This window comes from Acuticoccus sp. I52.16.1 (assembly GCF_022865125.1).
Lineage (GTDB): Bacteria > Pseudomonadota > Alphaproteobacteria > Rhizobiales > Amorphaceae > Acuticoccus.
Genome location: NZ_CP094828.1, coordinates 3,414,509 through 3,434,590 on the forward strand (window position 1 = coordinate 3,414,509; position 20,082 = coordinate 3,434,590).

17 protein-coding genes are annotated in these 20,082 nt (G+C 70.4%); 8 read left to right on the forward strand and 9 right to left on the reverse strand.

The genetic code is table 11. From position 1 onward, the window contains the following. Positions 1 to 24 precede the first annotated feature (24 nt). The 4 genes from nirB to cysG are packed head-to-tail and all read left to right on the forward strand — an operon-like array spanning position 25 to position 6,950. A complete protein-coding gene (nirB, locus tag MRB58_RS15400) occupies positions 25 to 2,508 on the forward strand; it encodes a nitrite reductase large subunit NirB (RefSeq protein WP_244778006.1) in 2,484 nt (827 codons plus the stop codon). After that, on the forward strand, positions 2,505 to 2,831 hold the full coding sequence (gene nirD / locus MRB58_RS15405; RefSeq protein WP_244778007.1) for a nitrite reductase small subunit NirD: 327 nt from the start codon (positions 2,505 to 2,507) through the stop codon (positions 2,829 to 2,831). The genes nirB and nirD overlap by 4 nt, the downstream gene beginning before the upstream one ends. Next, complete coding sequence (locus MRB58_RS15410) at positions 2,831 to 5,515, forward strand: nitrate reductase (protein ID WP_244778008.1); 2,685 nt, start codon at positions 2,831 to 2,833, stop codon at positions 5,513 to 5,515. The genes nirD and MRB58_RS15410 overlap by 1 nt, the downstream gene beginning before the upstream one ends. Further along, entirely contained in the window at positions 5,469 to 6,950 is a 1,482-nt protein-coding gene (gene cysG, locus MRB58_RS15415; RefSeq protein ID WP_371747187.1) for a siroheme synthase CysG, read from the forward strand. Before MRB58_RS15410 ends, cysG begins: the two co-directional genes overlap by 47 nt. A gap of 246 nt (positions 6,951 to 7,196) precedes the next feature. Here the strand turns inward: cysG and MRB58_RS15420 are convergent, their stop codons facing one another. From MRB58_RS15420 to rhmD, 6 genes are all read right to left on the reverse strand, one after another. Then, the gene (locus tag MRB58_RS15420; protein WP_244778009.1) at positions 7,197 to 8,033 is read right to left on the reverse strand and encodes a fumarylacetoacetate hydrolase family protein; all 837 of its coding nucleotides are present in this window, start codon (positions 8,031 to 8,033) and stop codon (positions 7,197 to 7,199) included. Positions 8,034 to 8,047: 14 nt separating this feature from the next. Next, on the reverse strand, positions 8,048 to 8,788 hold the full coding sequence (locus MRB58_RS15425; RefSeq protein ID WP_244778010.1) for an SDR family NAD(P)-dependent oxidoreductase: 741 nt from the start codon (positions 8,786 to 8,788) through the stop codon (positions 8,048 to 8,050). Between the two features lie 49 nt (positions 8,789 to 8,837). Then, positions 8,838 to 10,124 (reverse strand): TRAP transporter large permease, encoded by a 1,287-nt coding sequence (locus MRB58_RS15430; RefSeq protein WP_244778011.1) that lies wholly within the window; start codon positions 10,122 to 10,124, stop codon positions 8,838 to 8,840. After that, positions 10,121 to 10,609, reverse strand: coding sequence for a TRAP transporter small permease (locus MRB58_RS15435; protein ID WP_244778012.1), 489 nt, complete (start codon positions 10,607 to 10,609; stop codon positions 10,121 to 10,123). Before MRB58_RS15435 ends, MRB58_RS15430 begins: the two co-directional genes overlap by 4 nt. 44 nt (positions 10,610 to 10,653) lie before the next feature. Next, positions 10,654 to 11,646 (reverse strand): TRAP transporter substrate-binding protein, encoded by a 993-nt coding sequence (locus MRB58_RS15440; RefSeq protein ID WP_244778013.1) that lies wholly within the window; start codon positions 11,644 to 11,646, stop codon positions 10,654 to 10,656. 91 nt (positions 11,647 to 11,737) lie between these two features. Next, positions 11,738 to 12,922 carry an L-rhamnonate dehydratase gene (rhmD, locus tag MRB58_RS15445; protein ID WP_244778014.1) on the reverse strand — a complete coding sequence of 395 codons (1,185 nt, stop codon included), beginning with the start codon at positions 12,920 to 12,922 and terminating at the stop codon, positions 11,738 to 11,740. An 89-nt stretch (positions 12,923 to 13,011) separates the two neighbouring features. Between rhmD and MRB58_RS15450 the strand changes: the two genes are divergently transcribed. Further along, the gene (locus tag MRB58_RS15450) at positions 13,012 to 13,998 is read left to right on the forward strand and encodes a LysR family transcriptional regulator (RefSeq protein WP_244778015.1); all 987 of its coding nucleotides are present in this window, start codon (positions 13,012 to 13,014) and stop codon (positions 13,996 to 13,998) included. Here the strand turns inward: MRB58_RS15450 and MRB58_RS15455 are convergent. Continuing rightward, on the reverse strand, positions 13,988 to 14,761 hold the full coding sequence (locus tag MRB58_RS15455; protein ID WP_244778016.1) for an NAD kinase: 774 nt from the start codon (positions 14,759 to 14,761) through the stop codon (positions 13,988 to 13,990). The genes MRB58_RS15450 and MRB58_RS15455 overlap by 11 nt on opposite strands. A gap of 175 nt (positions 14,762 to 14,936) precedes the next feature. Between MRB58_RS15455 and MRB58_RS15460 the strand changes: the two genes are divergently transcribed. Then, positions 14,937 to 16,133 (forward strand): Mrp/NBP35 family ATP-binding protein, encoded by a 1,197-nt coding sequence (locus MRB58_RS15460; RefSeq protein WP_244778017.1) that lies wholly within the window; start codon positions 14,937 to 14,939, stop codon positions 16,131 to 16,133. Positions 16,134 to 16,135: 2 nt separating this feature from the next. On the opposite strand, the gene MRB58_RS15465 is transcribed toward MRB58_RS15460, so the two are convergent. Continuing rightward, positions 16,136 to 17,341 carry a multidrug effflux MFS transporter gene (locus tag MRB58_RS15465; RefSeq protein WP_244778018.1) on the reverse strand — a complete coding sequence of 402 codons (1,206 nt, stop codon included), beginning with the start codon at positions 17,339 to 17,341 and terminating at the stop codon, positions 16,136 to 16,138. 198 nt (positions 17,342 to 17,539) lie between these two features. Then, positions 17,540 to 18,541 carry a GTP 3',8-cyclase MoaA gene (gene moaA, locus MRB58_RS15470; RefSeq protein ID WP_244778019.1) on the reverse strand — a complete coding sequence of 334 codons (1,002 nt, stop codon included), beginning with the start codon at positions 18,539 to 18,541 and terminating at the stop codon, positions 17,540 to 17,542. A 79-nt stretch (positions 18,542 to 18,620) separates the two neighbouring features. Here moaA and MRB58_RS15475 point away from each other — a divergent pair, with 79 nt between their 5' ends. Further along, positions 18,621 to 19,001, forward strand: coding sequence for a gamma-butyrobetaine hydroxylase-like domain-containing protein (locus MRB58_RS15475; RefSeq protein WP_244778020.1), 381 nt, complete (start codon positions 18,621 to 18,623; stop codon positions 18,999 to 19,001). 135 nt (positions 19,002 to 19,136) lie between these two features. Next, a complete protein-coding gene (locus tag MRB58_RS15480) occupies positions 19,137 to 20,078 on the forward strand; it encodes an alpha/beta fold hydrolase (protein WP_244778021.1) in 942 nt (313 codons plus the stop codon). Positions 20,079 to 20,082 lie beyond the last annotated feature (4 nt).

A 20,082-nucleotide genomic window follows, 5' to 3' on the forward strand; every position in this document is an offset into this window, starting at 1 on the left:
GCCACCCGTTTCGGAGTCTCGACAATGAGTGACAAGAAACGCCTCGTCGTCATCGGCAACGGCATGGCGCCGGGCCGCGTCCTGGAGCGCCTGTTCGAGGCCGCGCCGGACGCCTACGACGTCACGATCTTCAACGCCGAGCCGCGGGTCAACTACGACCGCATCATGCTCTCCCCGGTGCTGTCGGGCGAGAAGACGTACGAAGACATCATCATCCACGACGACGACTGGTACGGCGAGCGCGGCATCACGCTCCACCAGGGCAAGCGGATCACCGAGATCGACCGCGACGCCAAGCGCGTCGCCGCCGCCGACGGCACGGTCGCCGAATACGACACGCTGCTGATCGCGACCGGCTCCAACCCGTTCATCATCCCGGTGCCGGGCCACGACCTCGAAGGCGTTGTCACCTACCGCGACCTCGAGGACGTCGAGAAGATGATCGCCGCGGCCAAGCCGGGCGGGCGGCGTGCGGTGGTGATCGGCGGCGGGCTCCTGGGACTGGAGGCGGCGGCGGGCCTCGCGATGCGCGGCATGCAGGTCTCGGTCATCCACCTCTCCGAGACGCTGATGGAGCGCCAGCTCGACCCGTCGGCGGGCTACCTCCTCGAGAAGGCGATCACCTCGCGCGGGATCGACGTCATCACCAAGGCCAACACCGAGGCGATCCTCGGCGACACGCACGTCACCGGCATCAAGCTGAAGGACGGGCGCGAGATCGCGGCCGACATGGTGGTGATGGCGGTGGGCATCCGCCCCTCGGTCCAGCTCGCCAAGGACGCGGGGCTGGAGGTCGGCCGCGGCATCATGGTCGACGACCACCTCAAGACCTCGGATCCGAACGTCTTCGCGGTCGGCGAGTGCGTCGAGCACCGCGGCCAGTGCTACGGCCTGGTGGCGCCGCTCTACGAGATGGCCGCCGTCATCGCCGACCAGCTCGTCGAGGGGAGCCGCGCCTACAAGGGCTCGGTCACCTCCACCAAGCTGAAGGTGACGGGGATCGACCTCTTCTCCGCCGGCGACTTCGCCGAAGGGGAGGGGCGCGAGGAGATCGTCCTGCGCGACGCGGCGTCCGGCGTCTACAAGCGCCTGGTGCTGAGCCAGAACAAGATCCTCGGCGTCGTCCTCTACGGCGATACCGCGGACGGCGCCTGGTACTTCCAGATGATGCGCGAGGGGGCCGACGTGTCGGACCTGCGCGACACGCTGATCTTCGGGCAGGCGTTCGCGGGGGCCTCCCCGCTGGACCCTACGGCGGCCGTTGCAGCCTTGCCGGCTGACGCAGAGATCTGCGGCTGCAACGGCGTGTGCAAAGGGCGGATCGAGACGGCCATCACCGAGAAGAACCTCAGCAGCGTCGACGACGTGCGCGCCCACACCAAGGCGTCCGCCTCGTGCGGGACCTGCACCGGCCTCGTCGAGCAGCTCCTGAAGCTGACGCTGGGCGACGCCTTCAACCCCGCCGCAGTCCAGCCGATGTGCGGCTGCACCGGGCTCGGCCACGCGGACGTGCGGCGGCTGATCAAGGCCAAGGCGCTGAAGTCGATCCCGGCGGTGATGCAGGAGCTGGAGTGGGGCACCGCGCACGGCTGCGCCAAATGCCGTCCGGCGCTCAACTACTACCTCGTCGCCGACTGGCCGGGCGAGTACGAGGACGACGAGCAGTCCCGCTTCATCAACGAGCGCGTCCACGCCAACATCCAGAAGGACGGCACCTACTCGGTGGTCCCGCGGATGTGGGGCGGCGTCACCTCGGCGGGCGAACTGCGCGCCATCGCCGACGTGGTGGACAAGTACGACGTCCCCACGGTGAAGGTCACCGGCGGCCAGCGGATCGACATGCTGGGCATCAAGAAGGAGGACCTCCCCGCGGTATGGGCCGATCTCGGCAAGGCGGGCTTCGTCTCCGGTCACGCTTACGCCAAGGGCCTGCGCACCGTGAAGACCTGCGTCGGGTCCGACTGGTGCCGCTTCGGCACGCAGGATTCCACCGGCCTCGGCATCAAGCTGGAGAAGTTCCTGTGGGGCGCGTGGACGCCGGCCAAGGTGAAGCTCGCCGTCTCCGGCTGCCCGCGCAACTGCGCCGAGGCGACGTGCAAGGACGTCGGCGTGATCTGCGTCGACTCCGGCTACGAGATCCACTTCGCCGGCGCCGCCGGTCTCGACATCAAGGGCACCGAAGTGCTCGGCCTGGTGCCGACGGAGGCGGAAGCGATCGAGTACATCACCGCCCTCATCCAGATGTACCGCGAGCAGGGGCACTACCTGGAACGGATCTACAAGTGGGCCAAGCGCGTCGGCCTCGACGCGGTGCGCGACCAGATCATGAACGATCCGGAGCGCCGGCGCGAATACTACGACCGCTTCGTCTACGCGCAGCAGTTCGCGCAGGACGATCCGTGGGCCGGCCGCGTCGCCACCACCGCCGGCCACGCGACCGAGTTCCGCCCCCTCGCCGAAATCGGCACGGCCTTCCCGCCGGCCGCCGTGATGGAGCCCGCCGAATGACCTCGCTCGTGAAGGTCGGCCGCGTCGCCGACATCCCCGTCCTCGGCGCGCGCTGCGTGACGACGCCCGGCGGCCGCATCGGCGTCTTCCGCACCGCCGACGATCAGATCTTCGCCATCGACAACCGCTGCCCGCACAAAGGCGGCCCATTGTCGGAGGGGATCGTCCACGGCACGTCCGTCACCTGCCCGCTGCACAGCACCGTCATCTCGCTCGCCACGGGTCAGGTGGAGGGGCCGGACGGCGGCGGCGTCGCGACCATCCCGGTGGAGGTGGTGGACGGCGAGATCTTCCTGCGCCTCGCGGTTCGCGAGGCGGCGTGATGGACGCCGCGCCCGCCGCCCCGAGCGCCGTCGCGACGACGTGTCCTTACTGCGGCGTCGGATGCGGCGTCCTCGCGACCGCGACGGCGAACGGGGTCGATATCGCCGGCGACCGCAGCCACCCGTCCAACTTCGGCCGCCTCTGCTCCAAGGGATCGGCGCTCGGCGAGACGGTGGGGCCGGAGGACCGCCTGCTCCATCCCGAGATCCACGGCGCCCGCGCCACATGGGACGCGGCCGTCGGCACCATCGCCGACGCCTTCCGCGCCGCGATCGCGGAGCACGGCCCGGATTCGGTGGCGCTCTACGTCTCCGGCCAGCTCCTGACCGAGGACTACTACGCCGCCAACAAGCTGATGAAGGGATTCATCGGCACCGCCAACATCGACACCAACTCGCGCCTGTGCATGGCCTCGTCCGTCGCCGGCCACCGGCGCGCCTTCGGGACCGACACGGTGCCCGGCGTCTACGAGGACCTCGAGGCGGCCGACCTCCTGGTGCTGGTCGGGTCCAACCTCGCCTGGTGCCACCCGGTGCTGTTCCAGCGCGTCGCAGCCGCCAAGGCCGCCCGGCCGGAGATGACGATCGTCGTCGTCGACCCGCGCGCCACGGCCACCACCGTCGCCGCCGACCTGCACTTGGCGCTGACGCCCGACACCGACGTCGCGCTGTTCACCGGCCTCCTGGCGCATCTCGCGGAAGGGGGCCGGACGGACCACGCCTACGTGAGCGCTCATACCGAGGGCTTCGACGACGCGCTCGCCAACGCCGCCGGCTGGTCGGTCGCGCGGGTGGCCGAGGCGACGGGTCTCGCGGCGGCGGACGTCGCCCGCTTCTACGCCCTGGTGGCGGCGACGGATCGGACCGTCACCGTCTACAGCCAGGGCGTGAACCAGTCGTCCTGCGGCACCGACAAGGTGGGCGCGATCATCAACACGCACCTCGCCACCGGGCGTATCGGCCGGCCGGGGACGGGGCCCTTCTCCGTCACCGGTCAGCCCAACGCCATGGGCGGGCGCGAGGTGGGCGGCCTCGCCAACATGCTCGCCTGCCACATGGACATCGAGGACCCGGTCCACCGCGGCATCGTCCAGCGCTTCTGGAACGCGCCGGTTATCGCGGCCCGGCCCGGCCTCAAGGCGGTCGACCTCTTCGAGGCGGTGCACGACGGGCGCATCAAGGCGCTGTGGGTGATGGCGACCAACCCGGCCGATTCGATGCCGGACGCCGGCCGCGTCGAGGAGGCGCTGCGGCGCGTGCCCTTCCTCGCCGTCTCCGACGTCGTTGCCTCCACCGATACGCTGCGCCACGCCCACGTGAAGCTCCCCGCCGCGGCGTGGGGCGAGAAGGACGGCACGGTGACCAATTCCGAACGCCGCATCTCGCGCCAACGCGCCTTCCTGCCGCTGCCGGGCGAGGCGCGTCCGGACTGGCGCGCCATCGCCGACGTCGCGGCCCGCATGGGCTTCGGCGACGCGTTCGCCTGGTCCGGTCCCGCCGCCATCTTCGACGAGTACGCCCGCCTCTCCGGCAGCCAGAACGACGACACCCGCGACTTCGACATTTCGGGCCTCGCCGGCCTCTCACGTCACGGCTACCACGCATTGGCGCCGGTGCAGTGGCCGGTGCCGGCGGGGGCGCCGATGGCGGGCCGGCCGGCGACGCGCTTCTTCGCCGCCGGCCGCTTCTACACGCCCTCGCGCCGTGCCCGGTTCGTCGCGCCCGAGCCGCGCCGGGCGGCCGAGAAGCCGCGCCGCTACCCCTTCACGCTCAACACCGGCCGTGTGCGCGACCATTGGCACACGATGACCCGAACCGGCCGCTCGCAACGTCTGTCGAGCCACATCGGCGAGCCGTTCGTGGAGATCCACCCGGACGCGGCGGCGGCCCACGGCATCGGCCCGGCGGACCTCGTGCGTGTCACCAGCCCGCGCGGGGCCATCGTGGTGCGCGCATTGGTGACGGACCGCGTCGCGCCGGAGGCGCTCTTCGTGCCGATGCACTGGACAGATCAGACCAGCGCCGATGCGCGGGTCGACCGGCTGGTCGCTCCCACGGTCGACCCGATCTCCGGGCAGCCGGCGCTCAAGTTCTCGTTCGCGCGGGTCGAGCGCTTCGCGGCCGAGACCTACGGCTACGCGGTGTCGACGCGCCCGATCCCGACGGCTGGACTGGCCTACTGGGCGAGCGCGCGCGTCGCCGCCGGGACAGCCCTGGAATTCGCCGGCGACGGGCTGGACCCGCGCCCGCTCGCCGAGCGCTTGCTGGACACCGGCGACCTCGTCGGCGTGATCGACGCGGCGGCCGGCACCGCGCGCTTCGCCGCGGTCGTGGACGGGTGCCTCGCGGGGGCGATCTTCATGGCGACAGGTCCCGTCGCGGTTTCGCGCGCCTATATGACAGGAATGCTCGGCGAGGCCGTTCCCAGCGCGGGGGCGGTGCTGGCAGGGCGTCCGGGCGCGGATCAGCCCGATCCGGGGCCGATCATCTGCTCCTGCTTCAAGGTGGGCGCGAACCAGATCGCCGCGGCGGCCGTTGACGGCGCGCGGACGGTCGCCGCAATTGGAGACGCGTTGCAAGCCGGCACGAATTGTGGATCGTGCCGAACCGAGATCGCACGAATCCTGACGAGAGTGGGTGACGAGACCGATGATTCCGAACGACAGCTCGCGTCGACCGGCTGAGGCTGCGCCGCAGCGCCTGGGGGAGCTTGCGGTTCTTCCGGTCTTCCTGGGCCTGAAGGGGCGCCGGGGGGTCCTGGCGGGCGGCAGCGAAGCGGCGACCTGGAAGGCCGAGGTGCTGGCCGCGGCCGGCGCCGACGTCGACGTCTATGCCGCCGAACCGACCGAGGAGATGCTGGCGCTGATCGCCCGCGGCGCCGCGGACGGCAGCCTGACGCTGCACACCCGCGGCTGGACCCCGGCCGACCTCGCGGGCGCCGCCGTCGCCGTGTGCGACGCGGAGACCGAGGCGGAGGCGCAGGCCTTCCATGACGCCGCGCGCGAGGCCGGCGCCCCGGTCAACGTGATCGACAAGCCGGCGTTCTGCCAGTTCCAGTTCGGCTCCATCGTCAACCGCTCGCCGGTGGTGGTCGGAATCTCGACCGACGGGGCGGCGCCGATCGTCGGCCAGGCGGTGCGCCGCCGGGTGGAGACGCTGCTGCCGCCGGGCCTCGCCGATTGGGGCAAGCTCGCCGCCAAGGTGCGCGCCAAGGTGATGGACCGGCTGGAGATGGGGCGTCCGCGCCGCGTCTTCTGGGAGCGCTTCGCCGACCTCGCGTTCGGCAACACCGCGCCGCCCGAGGACGTCGACGCTCTGATCGAGACCGCGGGGCGGGAGCGTCAGGCCGGCCGTGTGACCCTCGTCGGCGCGGGGCCGGGCGATGCCGAGCTGATGACGCTGCAGGCGCTGCGGGCGCTCCAGGCGTGCGACGTGATCCTGTTCGACGATCTCGTCGCCGACGAGGTGCTGGAGCTCGCCCGGCGCGAGGCGAAGCGGATCTGCGTCGGCAAGCGCGGCGGCCGCGTCTCGTGCAAGCAGGAGGACATCACCGCGCTGATGATCCGCCTCGCCAAGCAGGGCCGCAGCGTGGTGCGGCTGAAGTCGGGCGACCCGATGATCTTCGGCCGCGCGGGCGAGGAGATCGCCGCGGTGCGCGCCGCGGGCATCGAGATCTCGGTGGTGCCGGGCGTGACGGCGGCCTCGGCGATGGCGTCGATCCTCGGCACGTCGCTCACCCACCGCGACCATGCCCAGACGGTCAGCTTCACCACCGGCCACTCGCGGCACGGCAAGCTTCCCGAGGGGCTGGACGTCGCCGCGATCGTCGGCGAGGGCCGCACGGCGGTGGTCTACATGGGCGGCCGCACGTCCCAAGCGTTCGTCGACCGGGCCCGCGAGGCGGGCGTGGCGGGCGATACCCCGGCGGTGGCGATGTGGAACGTCGCGCGGGCCGACCAGCGAATCTGGCGCGGCGTGCTCGAAGGCCTCCCGGCGGCGGTGCAGGCGGCGGACGACGACGGCCCGCTGCTGATCGCGATCGGCGGCGTCTTCGGTGCCGAGGCGGCGGACCTCGCGGACCTTCCCGAGCCCGTCCGCCAGGCGATCGCCGCGGGCTGAACATCGAACGCCGGCCTTGCGGGAGGCGGGCGGGTCAGGCGCCCACCCGGAGCCACGCGCAGCCCGTAAGGGTGAGCATGGCGAGGACGGGCGCTTGACGCGCTCGCATCCCGCTTCACGCTGGAGGCCGCCTGCAGGATCCCATCCTGCAGGCCTGCCCGTCGGCGAGACGGAGGGAGCGCGAGGGGGGAACCCCCCTCGCATCGGCGCCTCCCCACGGCAGGGCGCCGGGGGACGGGCGGCGTCTCAGGCGTTGCCGACCTTCTGCGTCTGCGTCCCCAGCCCTTCGATGCCGAGCTTCATCGTCTCGCCGCCCTTCAGGTAGACCGGCGGCTTCTGCCCCATGCCGACGCCGGGGGGCGTCCCGGTGGAGATCACGTCGCCCGGCTGCAGCGACATGAACTGCGACAGGTAGTGGACGAGGTGGGCGACGCCGAACACCATGGTCTGGGTCGAGCCGTCCTGGTAGCGGTGCCCGTCGACCTCCAGCCACATCGAGAGGTTCTGCGGATCGACCTCGTCGGCGGTGACGAGCCAGGGGCCGATCGGGCCGAAGGTGTCCGCGGACTTGCCCTTCACCCACTGCCCGCCGCGCTCGATCTGGAACGCGCGTTCCGACACGTCGTTGACGACGCAGTAGCCGGCGACGTGGCTCATCGCGTCCTCGGGCGAGATGTAGACCCCGCCCTTGCCGATCACGACGCCCAGCTCGACCTCCCAGTCGCACTTGTCGGACCCGCGCGGGACCAGCACGTCGTCGTTGGGGCCGCACACGGCGGAGGTCGCCTTCATGAACATGACAGGCTCGGTCGGCACGGCCATGCCGCTCTCGGCTGCATGGTCGGCGTAGTTGAGGCCGATGCAGATGAACTTGCCGATCGCGCCGACGCAGGGGCCGATGCGGCCCGCGGGGAGGGCGGGAAGTGTCGCGGGGTCGACGCCGCGGAGGCGCTCGAGGCCCTCCGGCGTCAGGACGTCGCCGGCGATGTCGTCGACGATGCCGGAGAGGTCGCGGGCGGTGCCTTCGGAGTCGAGGATGGCGGGCTTTTCGTGGCCCGGCTCGCCGATGCGCAGGAGCTTCATGGGTGGGTCTCGTCTCAGTAGGTGGCGCGGCCGCCGGAGAGGTCGAACACGGCGCCGGTGGTGAAGGAATTGTCGGCCGAGGCCAGCCAGGCGATCATCGCGGCCGCTTCGTCGACTTCCAGGAAGCGATTGCGCGGGATCTTCGACAGCATGTAGTCGATGTGCTCCTGCTTCATCTGGTCGAAGATGCGGGTGCGGGCGGCCGCCGGCGTCACGCAGTTGACGCCGATGTCGTGCCCCGCGAGTTCCTTGCCGAGCGACTTCGTCAGCGCGACGACGCCCGCCTTGGAGGCCGAGTAGGCCGACGCGTTGGGGTTGCCCTCCTTGCCCGCGATGGACGCCACGTTGACGATGCGGCCGTAGTTGCGCGCGATCATCCCCGGCACCACGGCGCGGTTGAGGTAGAAGACGCCGTTGAGGTTGATGTCGATGATGCGGCGCCACTCGGCCGGGTCGTAGTCCTTCACCGGGGCGTTGGCGCCGGCGATCCCCGCACAGGCGATCAGCACGTCCACCGCGCCGAGATCGCTCTCGACGGACTTGACCACCGAGGAGACGGCGAGCTCGTCGGTCTGCTCCAGCGAGCGGAAGTCGCAGCCGAGCTCGGCGGCGGCGGCCTTGCCGAGCTTCTCGTCGCGGTCCCAGATGGAAACCTTGGCGCCGCCGGCGGCGAGGCGCTTGGCGACGGCCAGCCCGATCCCTTGCGCCCCGCCCGTGACGGCGGCGACGCGGCCTTCGAGGTCGATCTTGTTCATGGGTGGAATGGTCTCCTTGGGGGCTCGATGCGCGTCGGCGGGCGGCGGGTCAGCCGCCGTAGCCGCCGAACAGGCGCGGCACCGAGAGCGTGACGGCCGGCACGTAGGTGATGACGATCAGGCCGGCGAGGATGATGAGGAAGTAGGGGATGAAGGGCTTCATCACCTTGGCGTAGTCCACCCCGCCGATGCGGCAGGCGAGGATGAGGATGATCGCCACCGGCGGCGTGATCGAGCCCAGCAGCACCGAGATGATGGTGACGATGGCGAAGTGGATCGGGTCGATGCCGTAGGCGGCGCCGATCGGTGCCAGCATCGGCGTCACCAGGATAAGCGCCGAGATGGTCTCGACGAACATCCCCAGCACCAGGAGCGCGGCGACGATCAGGCCGAGCGCCAAATAGGGGTTCTGGGTCAGGGTGGTCAGAGCGTCGGCGATCTGTGCCGGGAAGCCCTCGCGCGCGATGATCCAGGAGAACAGCGCCGCGCCGCCCAGGATGATGAGGATCGACGATGTAGCGACGGCGGCGTCGCGCAGGTGGTTCCAGGCACGGCCGGGGCCGAGCTTGCCGGTGACGAAGCCGTAGAGCAGCGCGTACACGACCGCCAGCACGCCCGCCTCGGTGGCGGTGAAGAACCCGGACTGGATGCCGCCGATGATGAGGAGCGGCAGCACCATCGCCGGCAGCGCGGCGAGGAATGCCCCGCCGACCTCGGATTTCGACGCGCGCGGGTAGCGCTTGCCGCCGATGGAATCGGCCTTCACCCAGGTCAGCGCCATCAGGAACAGCGCGATGACGATGCCCGGCAGGATCCCGGCGAGGAAGAGCGTGCCGATGGAGAGCCCCGTCATCGCGCCGTAGAGCACCATGAGGAGGGAAGGGGGCAGGATCGGCCCCAGGATGGCCGACGCGGCGGTGATCACGGCCGACCACTCGGGCTTGTAGCCCTCCTTCTTCATCGCCGGCAGCAGCATGGAGCCGACCGCCGCGACGTCCGCCGCGGCCGAGCCGGAGATGCCGGAGAACATCAGCGAGGTGGCGATGTTGACCTGCGCCAGGCCGCCGCGGATGTGGCCGATGAGCGCCGAGGCGAAGCGCACGATCGCCTCGGTGATGCCCGACACGTTCATCAGGTTGCCCGCCAGGATGAAGAGCGGAATCGCCATCAGCGGGAAGGAATCGAGCGAGGAGAAGAAGCGCTGCGGCAGCAGCACCAGCGGCACGTTCATGAAGAACAGCACCACCGTGACGGCGGAGAGGCCCATCGCGAAGGCGATCGGCACGCCCACCACGAGGAGCACCGTGAAGAGGCCGAAGAGAACGGCGACGGTCATGAGAAGTTCACCGGAGTGTCGTCGCCTTCGGCGAGCGGGTAGGCGTGCGCGCCGCTCTCCCGGCGAACGAGGAGGGCGAGGATGCCGAGCGCCGCGCCGATGGGGATCGGAGCGTAGATCCAGCCGCGCGAGATGCCGAGCGTGGGAAGGCGGAAGTTGGCCGACTGGGCGGCGAACTTGTACCCGTACCAGGCGAGGAAGCCGAGGAAGACGGCGCCCAGCAGCGTCGCCAGCCGCAGGCGCCAGATGGTGGCGGCGGGCGGCAGCGGCAGCAGGTCGACGATGATCTCGCCGTGGATGTAGAGCACGACCGGCAGGCCGAGCATCACGGTCCAGACCAGGAGGATGCGGACCACCTCTTCGGTCCAGAAGTAGGAGAACCAGGGGGCGAAGCGATCGACCACCTGGAGAAACACCAGGGCGATCATCACCGCGAAAACGACTGTGAGGACCGCCGCCAGAACGGCAGCGATCCCATCAGCCACGCGGCGGAGCGTACCCCGCCGGTGGTCATCGCCCGGCGTCGGTGTCACTGAGCGCCGAGTTCGCGAATCTGCGCAAGCGCGTCGGTGGCGCCGGCGTCCTCGGCGAACGCGTCCTGCACCGGGGTCAGCACCTCGCGGAACGGCGCCGGGTCGACGTCGTGGATCTCGATGCCGGTCTCGGCGAGCTTCTCGAACCAGTCGGCCTCACGGGCGGCCTGCTCGTCGATCTGCATGCGGGCGACCTCGGCGGCGGCGTCCATCAGGATCTTCTGGTTCTCCTCCGACAGGCTGTCGAGGAACATGCGCGAGGTGACGAACGAGCCGTCGAACAGGATGTGCCGCGTCTTGTTGAGGTGCTTCGTCACCTCGTACATGCGCTGCGTCATGCCGGACTCGGGGGTCCCTTCCATCGCCGCGACCACGCCGGACTGCAGCGCGGTGTAGAGCTCGGTGAACGGGATCGGCGTCGGCTCGGCGCCCAGCGCGGCGAACGTCTCGATGAAGACCGGGCTCTCGGGCACGCGGATCTTGAGGCCCTCGAAGTCTGCCGGGGTCTCGATCACGCGGTCGGTGGTGTAGGTGTCGCGGTAACCCGACAGCATCCAGTTGGTGAGAACGAGACCGGTGGCCTCCTCGAGCTGGTCGACCATCGTCTGGCCAATCTCGCCGGTGACGACCGCTTCCCAGTGCTCCGGCCCGGTGTAGAGGTAGGGGAGGGTGAGGATGCCGAAGCCCGGCACGTAGTTGGCGTAGAGCCCGCTCTCGCCGAAGCCCATCTCGATGGTGCCGAACTGCACGCCCTCGATGATTTCGCGCTGACCGCCGAGCTGGCCGGCGGGGAGGATCTCCATCTTCAGCTCGCCGTTGGAGCGCTCTTCCACCAGCTCCTTCAGCCGCGTGGCGGCGAGGTGCTGCTCGGAGTTCTCCTGCAGATGGTGGGCGAGGCGGATCGTCGTCTGCGCGGCGGCCGGGCCGGCGAGCATCGCCGTGCCCAGAAGCGCCGCCACCGTCAGCCGCGCGGAAGTCATGAATGTCATCGGGTCGTCCTCCTTGGGAGATTCTTGTCAGCATTCCGCGGGCGGGGGTGGCCGCCGCGCGGCTCCGGAGCGCCGCCGAAGCGGCGCGTCATCAGTGCGTGTACGGCCGCTCGAGCGTCAGGTCGTCGGCGAGCGTCACGCCGAAGCCCGGCTTGTCGAGCTCGGACATCTTGATCTTGCCGTTCACCGGCACCGGCTCGCCCTCCAGCATCGGCGAGAACATCGGCACCACCTTGTCGGCCTTGGGGGCCATCATCAGGAACTCGGCGAACGGGCTGTTCTGCTGGGTGCAGACGAAGTGGTAAGAATAGACGCTCGACCCGTGCGGGACGACGAGCTTGCCGTGCGCGTCCGCCAGCGCCGAGATCTTCTTCAGCTCGGTCAGGCCGCCGCACCAGTTCACGTCCGGCTGGATGATGTCGCAGCAGTCCATCTCGAGGAGCATGCGGAAGCCCCAGCGGGTCGCCTCGTGCTCGCCGGTGGTGACGAGCATGCCGCGCGGCACGTTGCGGCGCAGCTCCGCATAACCCCAATAGTCGTCCGGCGAGAGGCACTCTTCGATCCACTTGAAGCCGATCGGCGCCAGGCGGTTGGCGAGGCGCGTCGCGTACTCGACCGTGAGGCTCATCCAGCAGTCGTACATCAGCCAGAAGTCCGGGCCGACCTTGTCGCGCATCTTGGCGACGTGCTCGACCGCCTCGTTGAGGCCGTCCTCGCCCTGGGCCGGGCCGAAGCGCAGCGGCATCTTGCCGCCGATGAAGCCCATCTCCTTGGCAAGGTCCGGCCGGGCGCCGGTGGCGTAGAAGGTGATCTCGTCGCGCACCGCGCCGCCGATCATGGCGTGCACCGGCTCCTGGCGCACCTGACCGAGGAGATCCCACAGCGCCAGGTCGACGCCGGAGATGACATTGAGCACCAGACCGCGGCGACCGTAGTAGATGGTCGCGTTGTACATCTGATCCCACATCAGCTCGATGTCGGTGACCTTGCGGCCTTCCAGGAAGCGGGCGAGGTGCTTCTCGACGATGTAGGCGCCCGGCTCGCCCGCCGTGGTGACGGCGAAGCCGCGGTGCCCGGTGTCGGTCTCGATCTCGACCAGCAGCGTGCCGAGGACGTTGATACCGAAGGACTGGCGGCTGGCGCGATAGGCCGGATACTTCGACATCGGCGTCGAGATGTTGTCGTCGATCCAGTGATCGGCGCCCTGATCGTGGTAGTCCGCGCCGCCGCCGCGCACGACGCTGGCACGGACGTGCTTGATCACTGGTACCGCCATTCAGGGGTCTCCCTCTCGCTGCCTGATCTCTGCTGGATCGATGCCGCAATTGATCGAAAGGGGTGGTGCCAATCCAATGAGATTGTGCCATGCTGCGATCGCAAATCGCGATCGATCCGCGGGATCTGATGAGTAACTTCATCCAAACGTTGCGGTTTCGGCATCTCGCCCTGGTGGAGTCGCTCGCGACGCATGGGACGATGCACCGCGCCACCGAGGCGCTGAACATGACCCAGTCCACCGGCTCCAAGATGCTGATGGACGTCGAGGCGATGGTCGGCTGCCCGCTCTTCGTGCGCGAGCCGCGGGGCATGCGCGTCACCGAAATGGGGGAGCTGTTCGTCGCCCACGCGCGTGAGCAACTCGGCCGGCTGAGGCGGTTCGAGGAGGGATTTTCGGCGATGCGCCAGGGCGGCTACGGCACGCTGGTGGTGGGCGCCATCATGGGCTCCGCGCCGGATCTCGTCGCCCGCACGGTGGCCGAGGTGAAGCGCGCCCGCCCGCATATGACCGTGCGCCTGGTCGGGGAGACGAGCGACCAGATCATCAGCCTGCTGGAGCGCGGCGACCTCGACCTCGCCGTCGGCCGCGTCAGTGACCCCCGCGCCCGCGAGGCCTTCCGGTTCGAGCCGCTGGCGGACGAGCCGTTGGCCGTGGTCGTGCGCGCGGGCCACACGCTGGACTCGCCGGGCCGGCCGCTGTCGTTGACGGCCCTGATCGCCCACCCCTGGGTCCTGCAACCGACGTCCACCCCGGCGCGCCGGGTGTTGGACGCCGCGTTCGCCGAGGCCGGACGGCAGCCGACCGACGTCGTCGAAGCGGTGTCGATTTTCGGCATCCTGCACCTCGTCCAGCAATCGGACGCGGTGGCGCTGCTGCCGTTGGCGGTGGTGCGCGACCATATCCGCGCCGGCCTCTTGGCGCAGTTGCAGATGACCGAGATGATGTCGATCGCCGGATTCGGCCTCATCACGCGGCGTGACGCGCCGTTGAGCGAGGCGGCGGCGATGTTCGCGGCGGCGCTCCGCCGCAACGCCCACGTGTCTGAAGAGGCGTCAGAGGCCCTCAGTACATGAACTGCTCGGCGAGGATCCGCTCGTCCCAGGAATGATCCGGGTCGAACATGATCTGGCAGCTCGCCTCCTGGTCTTCGCTGATCTCGACCCGCGCGACCTGGCGGATCTCGACATGGTCGGCCGCGGCGGCGATGGGCCGCTTGATCTGCTCCAGCGCCTCGATCGTCACCCTCACGTGGCTCGGCAGCAGCGCGCCGCGCCAGCGCCGGGGGCGGAAGGCGGAGATCGGCGTCAGCGCGAGGAGCTGCGCGTTGATCGGCAAAATCGGCCCGTGGGCGGAGAGGTTGTAGGCGGTCGACCCCGCCGGGGTGGCGACGAGGATGCCGTCGCAGATCAACTCGCGCAGGCGGGGCCGGCCGTCGATGTGGATCGCCAGCTTGGCCGCCTGGTAGGTCTGCCGCAGGATCGACACCTCGTTGATCGCCCGCGCCTCGAACACCTCGTCGCGCGTGTTGGTCGCGCGCATGTGCAGCGGGCGGATCGTGGTGATCTCGGCCGAGGCGATGCGCTCCTGCAGCCGTTCGACCGCGAAGTCGTTCATCAGGAAGCCGACCGAGCCGCGGTTCATGCCGAACGTCGGCTTGCCTGTGGACATGAAGCGATGCAGGCACGACAGCATCAGCCCGTCGCCCCCCAGCGCGACGATCACGTCGGCATCGTCCGGCTCGTGCGCGCCGTAACGGTCGGCGAGGGACTGGGCGGCGGCCCGTGCTTCGGCCGTCTCCGCGGCGACGAAGGCAAAGCGCTCGAGGCGGCGGGTCACGGGCGGGGGATACTGTAAGACATCAGGGCATGTGGTCCGGTGGCGTCATCATCACGCCTGGGAGCGGCGCGTCAACCGCGTTGACGTTGCGTCCGGCAGGAAACAAGACCACACGCAAGGCGGGCGGCCCGGTGGCGGGACCCGCCCGACGAGAGCGGCGGAAAGGACAAGTCCCATGGTCACACGCGAACAGGTGCTGCACGTTCTGGGCACCGTAGCCGATCCGGAGGGCGGCGACCTCGTCTCGCGCCGCCGGGTTCGCTCGCTGGTGGTGCGGGACGATGGGCGTGTGGGCTTCGCGCTGGCGGCCCACGACCCGCACGCGATGGAGGGGGCGCGCGCCGCCGCCGAGGCCGCCGTCAAGGCGCTCGACGGGGTGAGCGACGTTCTCGCCGCCGTCGTGGACGAGCGCGACGGCAACGCCTCGGAGGAAGTGACGGCCGAGCGCCCCGGCTTCCTCGCCAAGGCCAAGCGCCTGGTGGGGGGGGCCAAGCCGACCGCCTCCCGCGCCGCGCCGGCCGCCCCGCCGCGCGCCGCACCGGCGGGGACCCCGCAGGCCGCCGCCGAGCCCCAGAAGCCGGACAATCTCGCCGGCGTGAAGCGCATCATCGCGGTGGGGTCGGGCAAGGGCGGGGTGGGCAAGTCCACCGTGTCCGCCAACCTGGCGGTGGCGCTCGCGGGGCTGGGCTGGCGGGTCGGCCTGGTCGACGCGGACATCTTCGGCCCCTCGGTGCCGATCCTGTTCGGCGCCCAGGACTACCGGCCCAAAGGCGGGTTCGTGCCGCTCGACACGCACGGCATCAAGATCATGTCGGTCGGCTTCATGGTCGACCCGGCGAAAGCGGTGGTGTGGCGCGGGCCGATGGTCTCCGGCGCGCTGATGCAGCTCGTGCGCGAGACCACCTGGGGCGACCTCGATGCGCTGCTGATCGACCTGCCGCCCGGCACCGGCGACATTCAGCTCTCGCTGGCGCAGCGCGTCTCGCTGGCCGGCGCCGTGGTGGTGACGACGCCGCAGGACCTCGCCCTCCTCGACGTGCGCAAGGCGACCAACATGTTCGCCGCGGTCAACGTCCCGATCCTGGGCATGGTGGAGAACATGTCCACCTTCATCTGCCCGCACTGCGGCGGCGAGACGGACATCTTCGGCCATGGCGGCGGCGCACGCGAGGCGCAGGCGCAAGGCGTCCCCTTCCTCGGCGCGATCCCGCTGACCCGCGCGATCCGCGACGCGTCCGACGCCGGGAACCCGCTCGCCGGCGACCCGTCGACGCCGGAGGGCGGGGCCTACGCCGCGATCGCGGCCGAGCTGGTCGCGACCCTGGCGGGCGCCCAGGCCAAGCCCTTCCCCGAGATCGTGTTCGAGAGCTGAGCCTACTGGACCGCGCCGCGCTTGAGATTGAGCGCGAAGAGGAAGGCGACCGCGGTCCCGCACGCCATCGGCCCCAGCACCGGCCACACCGTGCCGGGCCACGGGTTCACGTCGACGAGGATGCCGGTGACCGTCGCCGCCACCGCGCCGGCGCCCAGCTGCATCGCCCCGGTGAGGCCCGAGGCGGTGCCGGCGAGGTGCGGCCGCACGCTGACCGCGCCGGCGATCGCGTTCGGCAGCGTCAGCCCGTTGCCGAGCCCCACCAGCGCCATCGGCGCGAAGAAGGTGAGCGAGCTGGTCACCCCGCTCGCCTGCGCGATCGCCGCCAGCGATATGCCGCTGAGCACCGACATGGTGCCGAAACGGATCATCATGACGATGCCGATCCGTTCCACGAAGCGCCCGGTGATGAAGTTGCCGGTGATGTAGCCGGCCGCCACGCACATGAAGAAGAGCCCGTAGACCGAGGGCGCGAGGTTCAGCACCGTCTCGGAGATGAAGGCGCTGCCGGCGACGAACGAGAAGAAGCTCGTGGAAATGAACGACACCGTCGCGACGTACATCCAGAAGGTGCGCACGCCGAAGAGCTCCAACGCCTCGCGCCGCATGCGCGCGACGCCGCCCGCCTCGCCGCTCGGCGGGTGCGTCTCCCCCAGCCGCACGAAGGTGGCGATGGTGATGACGACGCCGATCACCGCCATGAAGACGAAGATCGGCCGCCAGCCGAGGTGCTCCGACATCAGTCCGCCGAGGCTCGGCGCGATCATCGGCGCGACCGCCATGCCCATCGTCACGTAGGCCAGCGCCGAGGCGGCGGTGCGCGCGCCGTGCAGGTCGCGCACGATGGCGCGGGACAGCGCCAGCCCCGCGCAGCTGCCGATCGCCTGGACGACGCGCCCGGCGATCAGCATCTCCACCGACGGCGCCAGCGCGCACAGCACCGAGCCGATCGCGTAGAGGCCGAGGCCGAAGATCAGCACCGGCCGGCGCCCGCGCATGTCTGAGATCGCGCCGACGACGAGCGTCGCCAGCGCGGTGGCGATGAGGAAGGCCGACAGACTGAGCGAGATGGCGGCGCGCGTGGTGCCGAGGTCGGCCTGCATCTGCGCCATGGCCGGCACGTACATGTTGAGCGCGACCGGCTGCACCATGCTCATGGCGATGAGGAGCCACAGCGGGGCGGGCGAGCGCAGCAGCTTGTCGGCCACTCCGCTCGCCGGAGCCGCGGCGGCCGGGCCCGCGCGGCTGCGGGGCGCAGCGGCGGAGCTTATGGCGTCCTCGGCGGACGCGGCGGATTCTTGCGTCGGCGCGAAATCCGCCGACGTCGGTCCATCCTGTGGAGGCACGGTTCTTCCTTTTTCGGAGCGCCGCGGCCGTTACCTTCGGCACCCCAGGGGTGGGAGGCCTCAGCCCCCCGTCGTGGACATGTGACGCGCGACGGCGGGACGCTCGTTGCGACGCTCGATCACGAAGTCATGGCCACGGGGCTTGATACCCATGCCGTGGTCGATGGCTCGGTGCAGAGCCTCGTTGCCCTCGGACTGGCGCATCGGTGCGCGCAGGTCGACGGCGTGGTCCTGTCCCAGGCACAGGAACAGCGTCCCCGTGCACGTGAGCCGGACCCGGTTGCAGCTCTCGCAGAAATTATGCGTGAGCGGCGTGATGAAGCCGATGCGACCGCCGGTCTCCTCCACATGCATGTAGCGCGCGGGGCCGCCGGTGCTGTCCGGCAGGTCGGTCATCGTAAATTCCTGCGCCAGGCGGCCGCGCACCTCGGAGAGCGGCAGATACTGGTCGGTCCGGTCCGCTTCGATCTCGCCCAGCGGCATCGTCTCGATCAGCGTCAGGTCGTGGCCGTTCTCGTGGCAGAAGCGCATCATCGGCACGATCTCGTGCTCGTTGGCGTCCTTCAGCGCGACCATGTTGATCTTGATCTTCAGCCCGGCAGCCGTCGCCGCCTCCATCCCCTCGAGCACCTTGTCGAGGTTGCCCCAGCGGGTGATCGTGCGGAAATTGTCGGGGTCCAGCGTATCGAGCGAGACGTTGACCCGCTTCACCCCGCAGTCGGCGAGTTCAGTCGCATACTTGCCGAGCTGCGAGCCGTTGGTGGTGAGGGTCAGCTCCTTCAGCGCACCCGTCTTCAGGTGGCGCGACAGGTCGCGGAAGAGGCTCATCACGTTGCGCCGCACCAGCGGCTCGCCACCGGTGATGCGCAGCTTCGTCACGCCCCGCTCGACGAAGGCGGTGGACAAGCGGTCCAGTTCCTCCAGCGTGAGGAGGTCGCGCTTCGGCAGGAACGACATGTTCTCGGACATGCAGTAGACACAGCGGAAGTCGCACCGGTCCGTGACCGAAATGCGCAGGTAGGTCACCCGCCGCCCGAACGTGTCCTCCAAGACTGACGTCATTGATTGCCTCGTGCGTGTACGATCCGTTTATATCGGCTCGAAGGCCGTTCATCCAAGCCCATGTGAAAGTTTACGTGTCATGCAACATATCCCGTGGCCGACGCGCCTCACCGTCGACCCCGCCCGCACGACGCTGACAGTGGCCTACGACGACGGCACCCGCCACGCGGTCGGCGCCGAGCTTTTGCGCGTGCTGACCCCGTCGGCCGAGCGCACCGGCCATGGTGCACGTCAGGTCATCGGCGGCAAGAAAGGCGTGACGATCCGCAGCATCGAGCCGGTTGGGCGCTACGCCGTGCGGATCGGCTTCGACGATGGACACGACAGCGGCCTCTACACTTTCGAGACGCTGCACCGCCTGGGGGCCGGCGCCGACAGCCTCTTTGCCGAGTACGAGGCGGAGCTGGCGGCCGTCGCCCTGACCCGCGACCGGCCGGGATCGGCGCCCGCGCCACGCTGAAGGCCATAGGCCGGCGCTATAGGTCGCGCGGATGGCGGGCAGAAAAAAGTTCTATCTCTCGCCCGCGTCCGGCCACCCTACAACGACGAGACCGCCGGTGCGGACGCCGCCCGTGGGCGAAATGGAGTGACGATCATGGATGACGCTGCGTCCGAGACAGGGCGGCCGCGGGGCGCGTCGGCGGCGCTCGGCCGCGCGGAGGCGCTGCTCGCCGACCCTGACGCCGATCCGGCCGCCGTTCTCGCCGCCTTCGAGGCCGCCGCCGATATCCTGACGACCCCCTGCGGCGACGGCGAGATCGTGTGGCACACCTTCGGCGCCGGGCCGGCGGTCGCGATGCTGCACGGCGGCCACGGCTCCTGGCTGCACTGGCTGCGCGTGATCGCCCCGCTCGCGCGCAGCCACCGCCTCTTGGTCGCCGACATGCCCGGCTACGGCGCCTCCGGCGACCTGCCGGTCATCCCCGACGAGGGGACCGCCTTCGCCGACGCGATGGCCCGCCCCATCGCGGACGGTCTCGCCGCCCTCTGCGGCGAGGCACCGGTCACGGTGGTCGGCTTCTCCTTCGGGGGCGTCGTCGGCGCGCGGCTGGTGCGGATGCTGGGGGCGCGGGCGGCGGGGTTCGTCGTCATCGGCTCGATGGGGTTCGGCTTTCCGCTCGGGCCGCCGCCGCCGCTGCGCAAGGTCCGCAACGTCGGGGCCGACGCGCTCGCCGAGGTGCACCGCGCCAATCTCGCGGCGATGATGTTCGCCGACCCGTCGCGGATCGACGCGCTCGCCGTCCACATCCAGGGCCTCAACGTTCCGCGCGCCCGGGCGCCCAGCCGCCTCGCCTCGCGCAGCGCCGCTCTCCTGGAGGCGTTGCCGGAGATCGCCGCCCCCGTCACCGCCATCTACGGCGAGCGCGACAGCGTCGCCTTCCAGCACGCCGAGCGGTGGGAGATCCTCGCCGCCCACCCCGCCGGCGCGCGCCAGCACGTCCTCCCCGGCGTCGGCCACTGGGCGCAGTACGAGGCGGCGGACACGGTGGCGCCGCTCATCGCCCGCGCCATCGCCGAACCGCCGGGCGTCGCCTGAGGCG

Coding starts and splice junctions, on each gene's coding strand:
- nirB (WP_244778006.1), top strand. CDS start 25: ATGAGTGACAAGAAACGCCTCGTCGTCATCGGCAACGGCATGGCGCCG.
- nirD (WP_244778007.1), top strand. CDS start 2,505: ATGACCTCGCTCGTGAAGGTCGGCCGCGTCGCCGACATCCCCGTCCTC.
- MRB58_RS15410 (WP_244778008.1), top strand. CDS start 2,831: ATGGACGCCGCGCCCGCCGCCCCGAGCGCCGTCGCGACGACGTGTCCT.
- MRB58_RS15420 (WP_244778009.1), bottom strand. CDS start 8,033: ATGAAGCTCCTGCGCATCGGCGAGCCGGGCCACGAAAAGCCCGCCATC.
- MRB58_RS15425 (WP_244778010.1), bottom strand. CDS start 8,788: ATGAACAAGATCGACCTCGAAGGCCGCGTCGCCGCCGTCACGGGCGGG.
- MRB58_RS15430 (WP_244778011.1), bottom strand. CDS start 10,124: ATGACCGTCGCCGTTCTCTTCGGCCTCTTCACGGTGCTCCTCGTGGTG.
- MRB58_RS15440 (WP_244778013.1), bottom strand. CDS start 11,646: ATGACATTCATGACTTCCGCGCGGCTGACGGTGGCGGCGCTTCTGGGC.
- rhmD (WP_244778014.1), bottom strand. CDS start 12,922: ATGGCGGTACCAGTGATCAAGCACGTCCGTGCCAGCGTCGTGCGCGGC.
- MRB58_RS15450 (WP_244778015.1), top strand. CDS start 13,012: ATGCTGCGATCGCAAATCGCGATCGATCCGCGGGATCTGATGAGTAAC.
- MRB58_RS15460 (WP_244778017.1), top strand. CDS start 14,937: ATGGTCACACGCGAACAGGTGCTGCACGTTCTGGGCACCGTAGCCGAT.
- moaA (WP_244778019.1), bottom strand. CDS start 18,541: ATGACGTCAGTCTTGGAGGACACGTTCGGGCGGCGGGTGACCTACCTG.
- MRB58_RS15475 (WP_244778020.1), top strand. CDS start 18,621: ATGCAACATATCCCGTGGCCGACGCGCCTCACCGTCGACCCCGCCCGC.
- MRB58_RS15480 (WP_244778021.1), top strand. CDS start 19,137: ATGGATGACGCTGCGTCCGAGACAGGGCGGCCGCGGGGCGCGTCGGCG.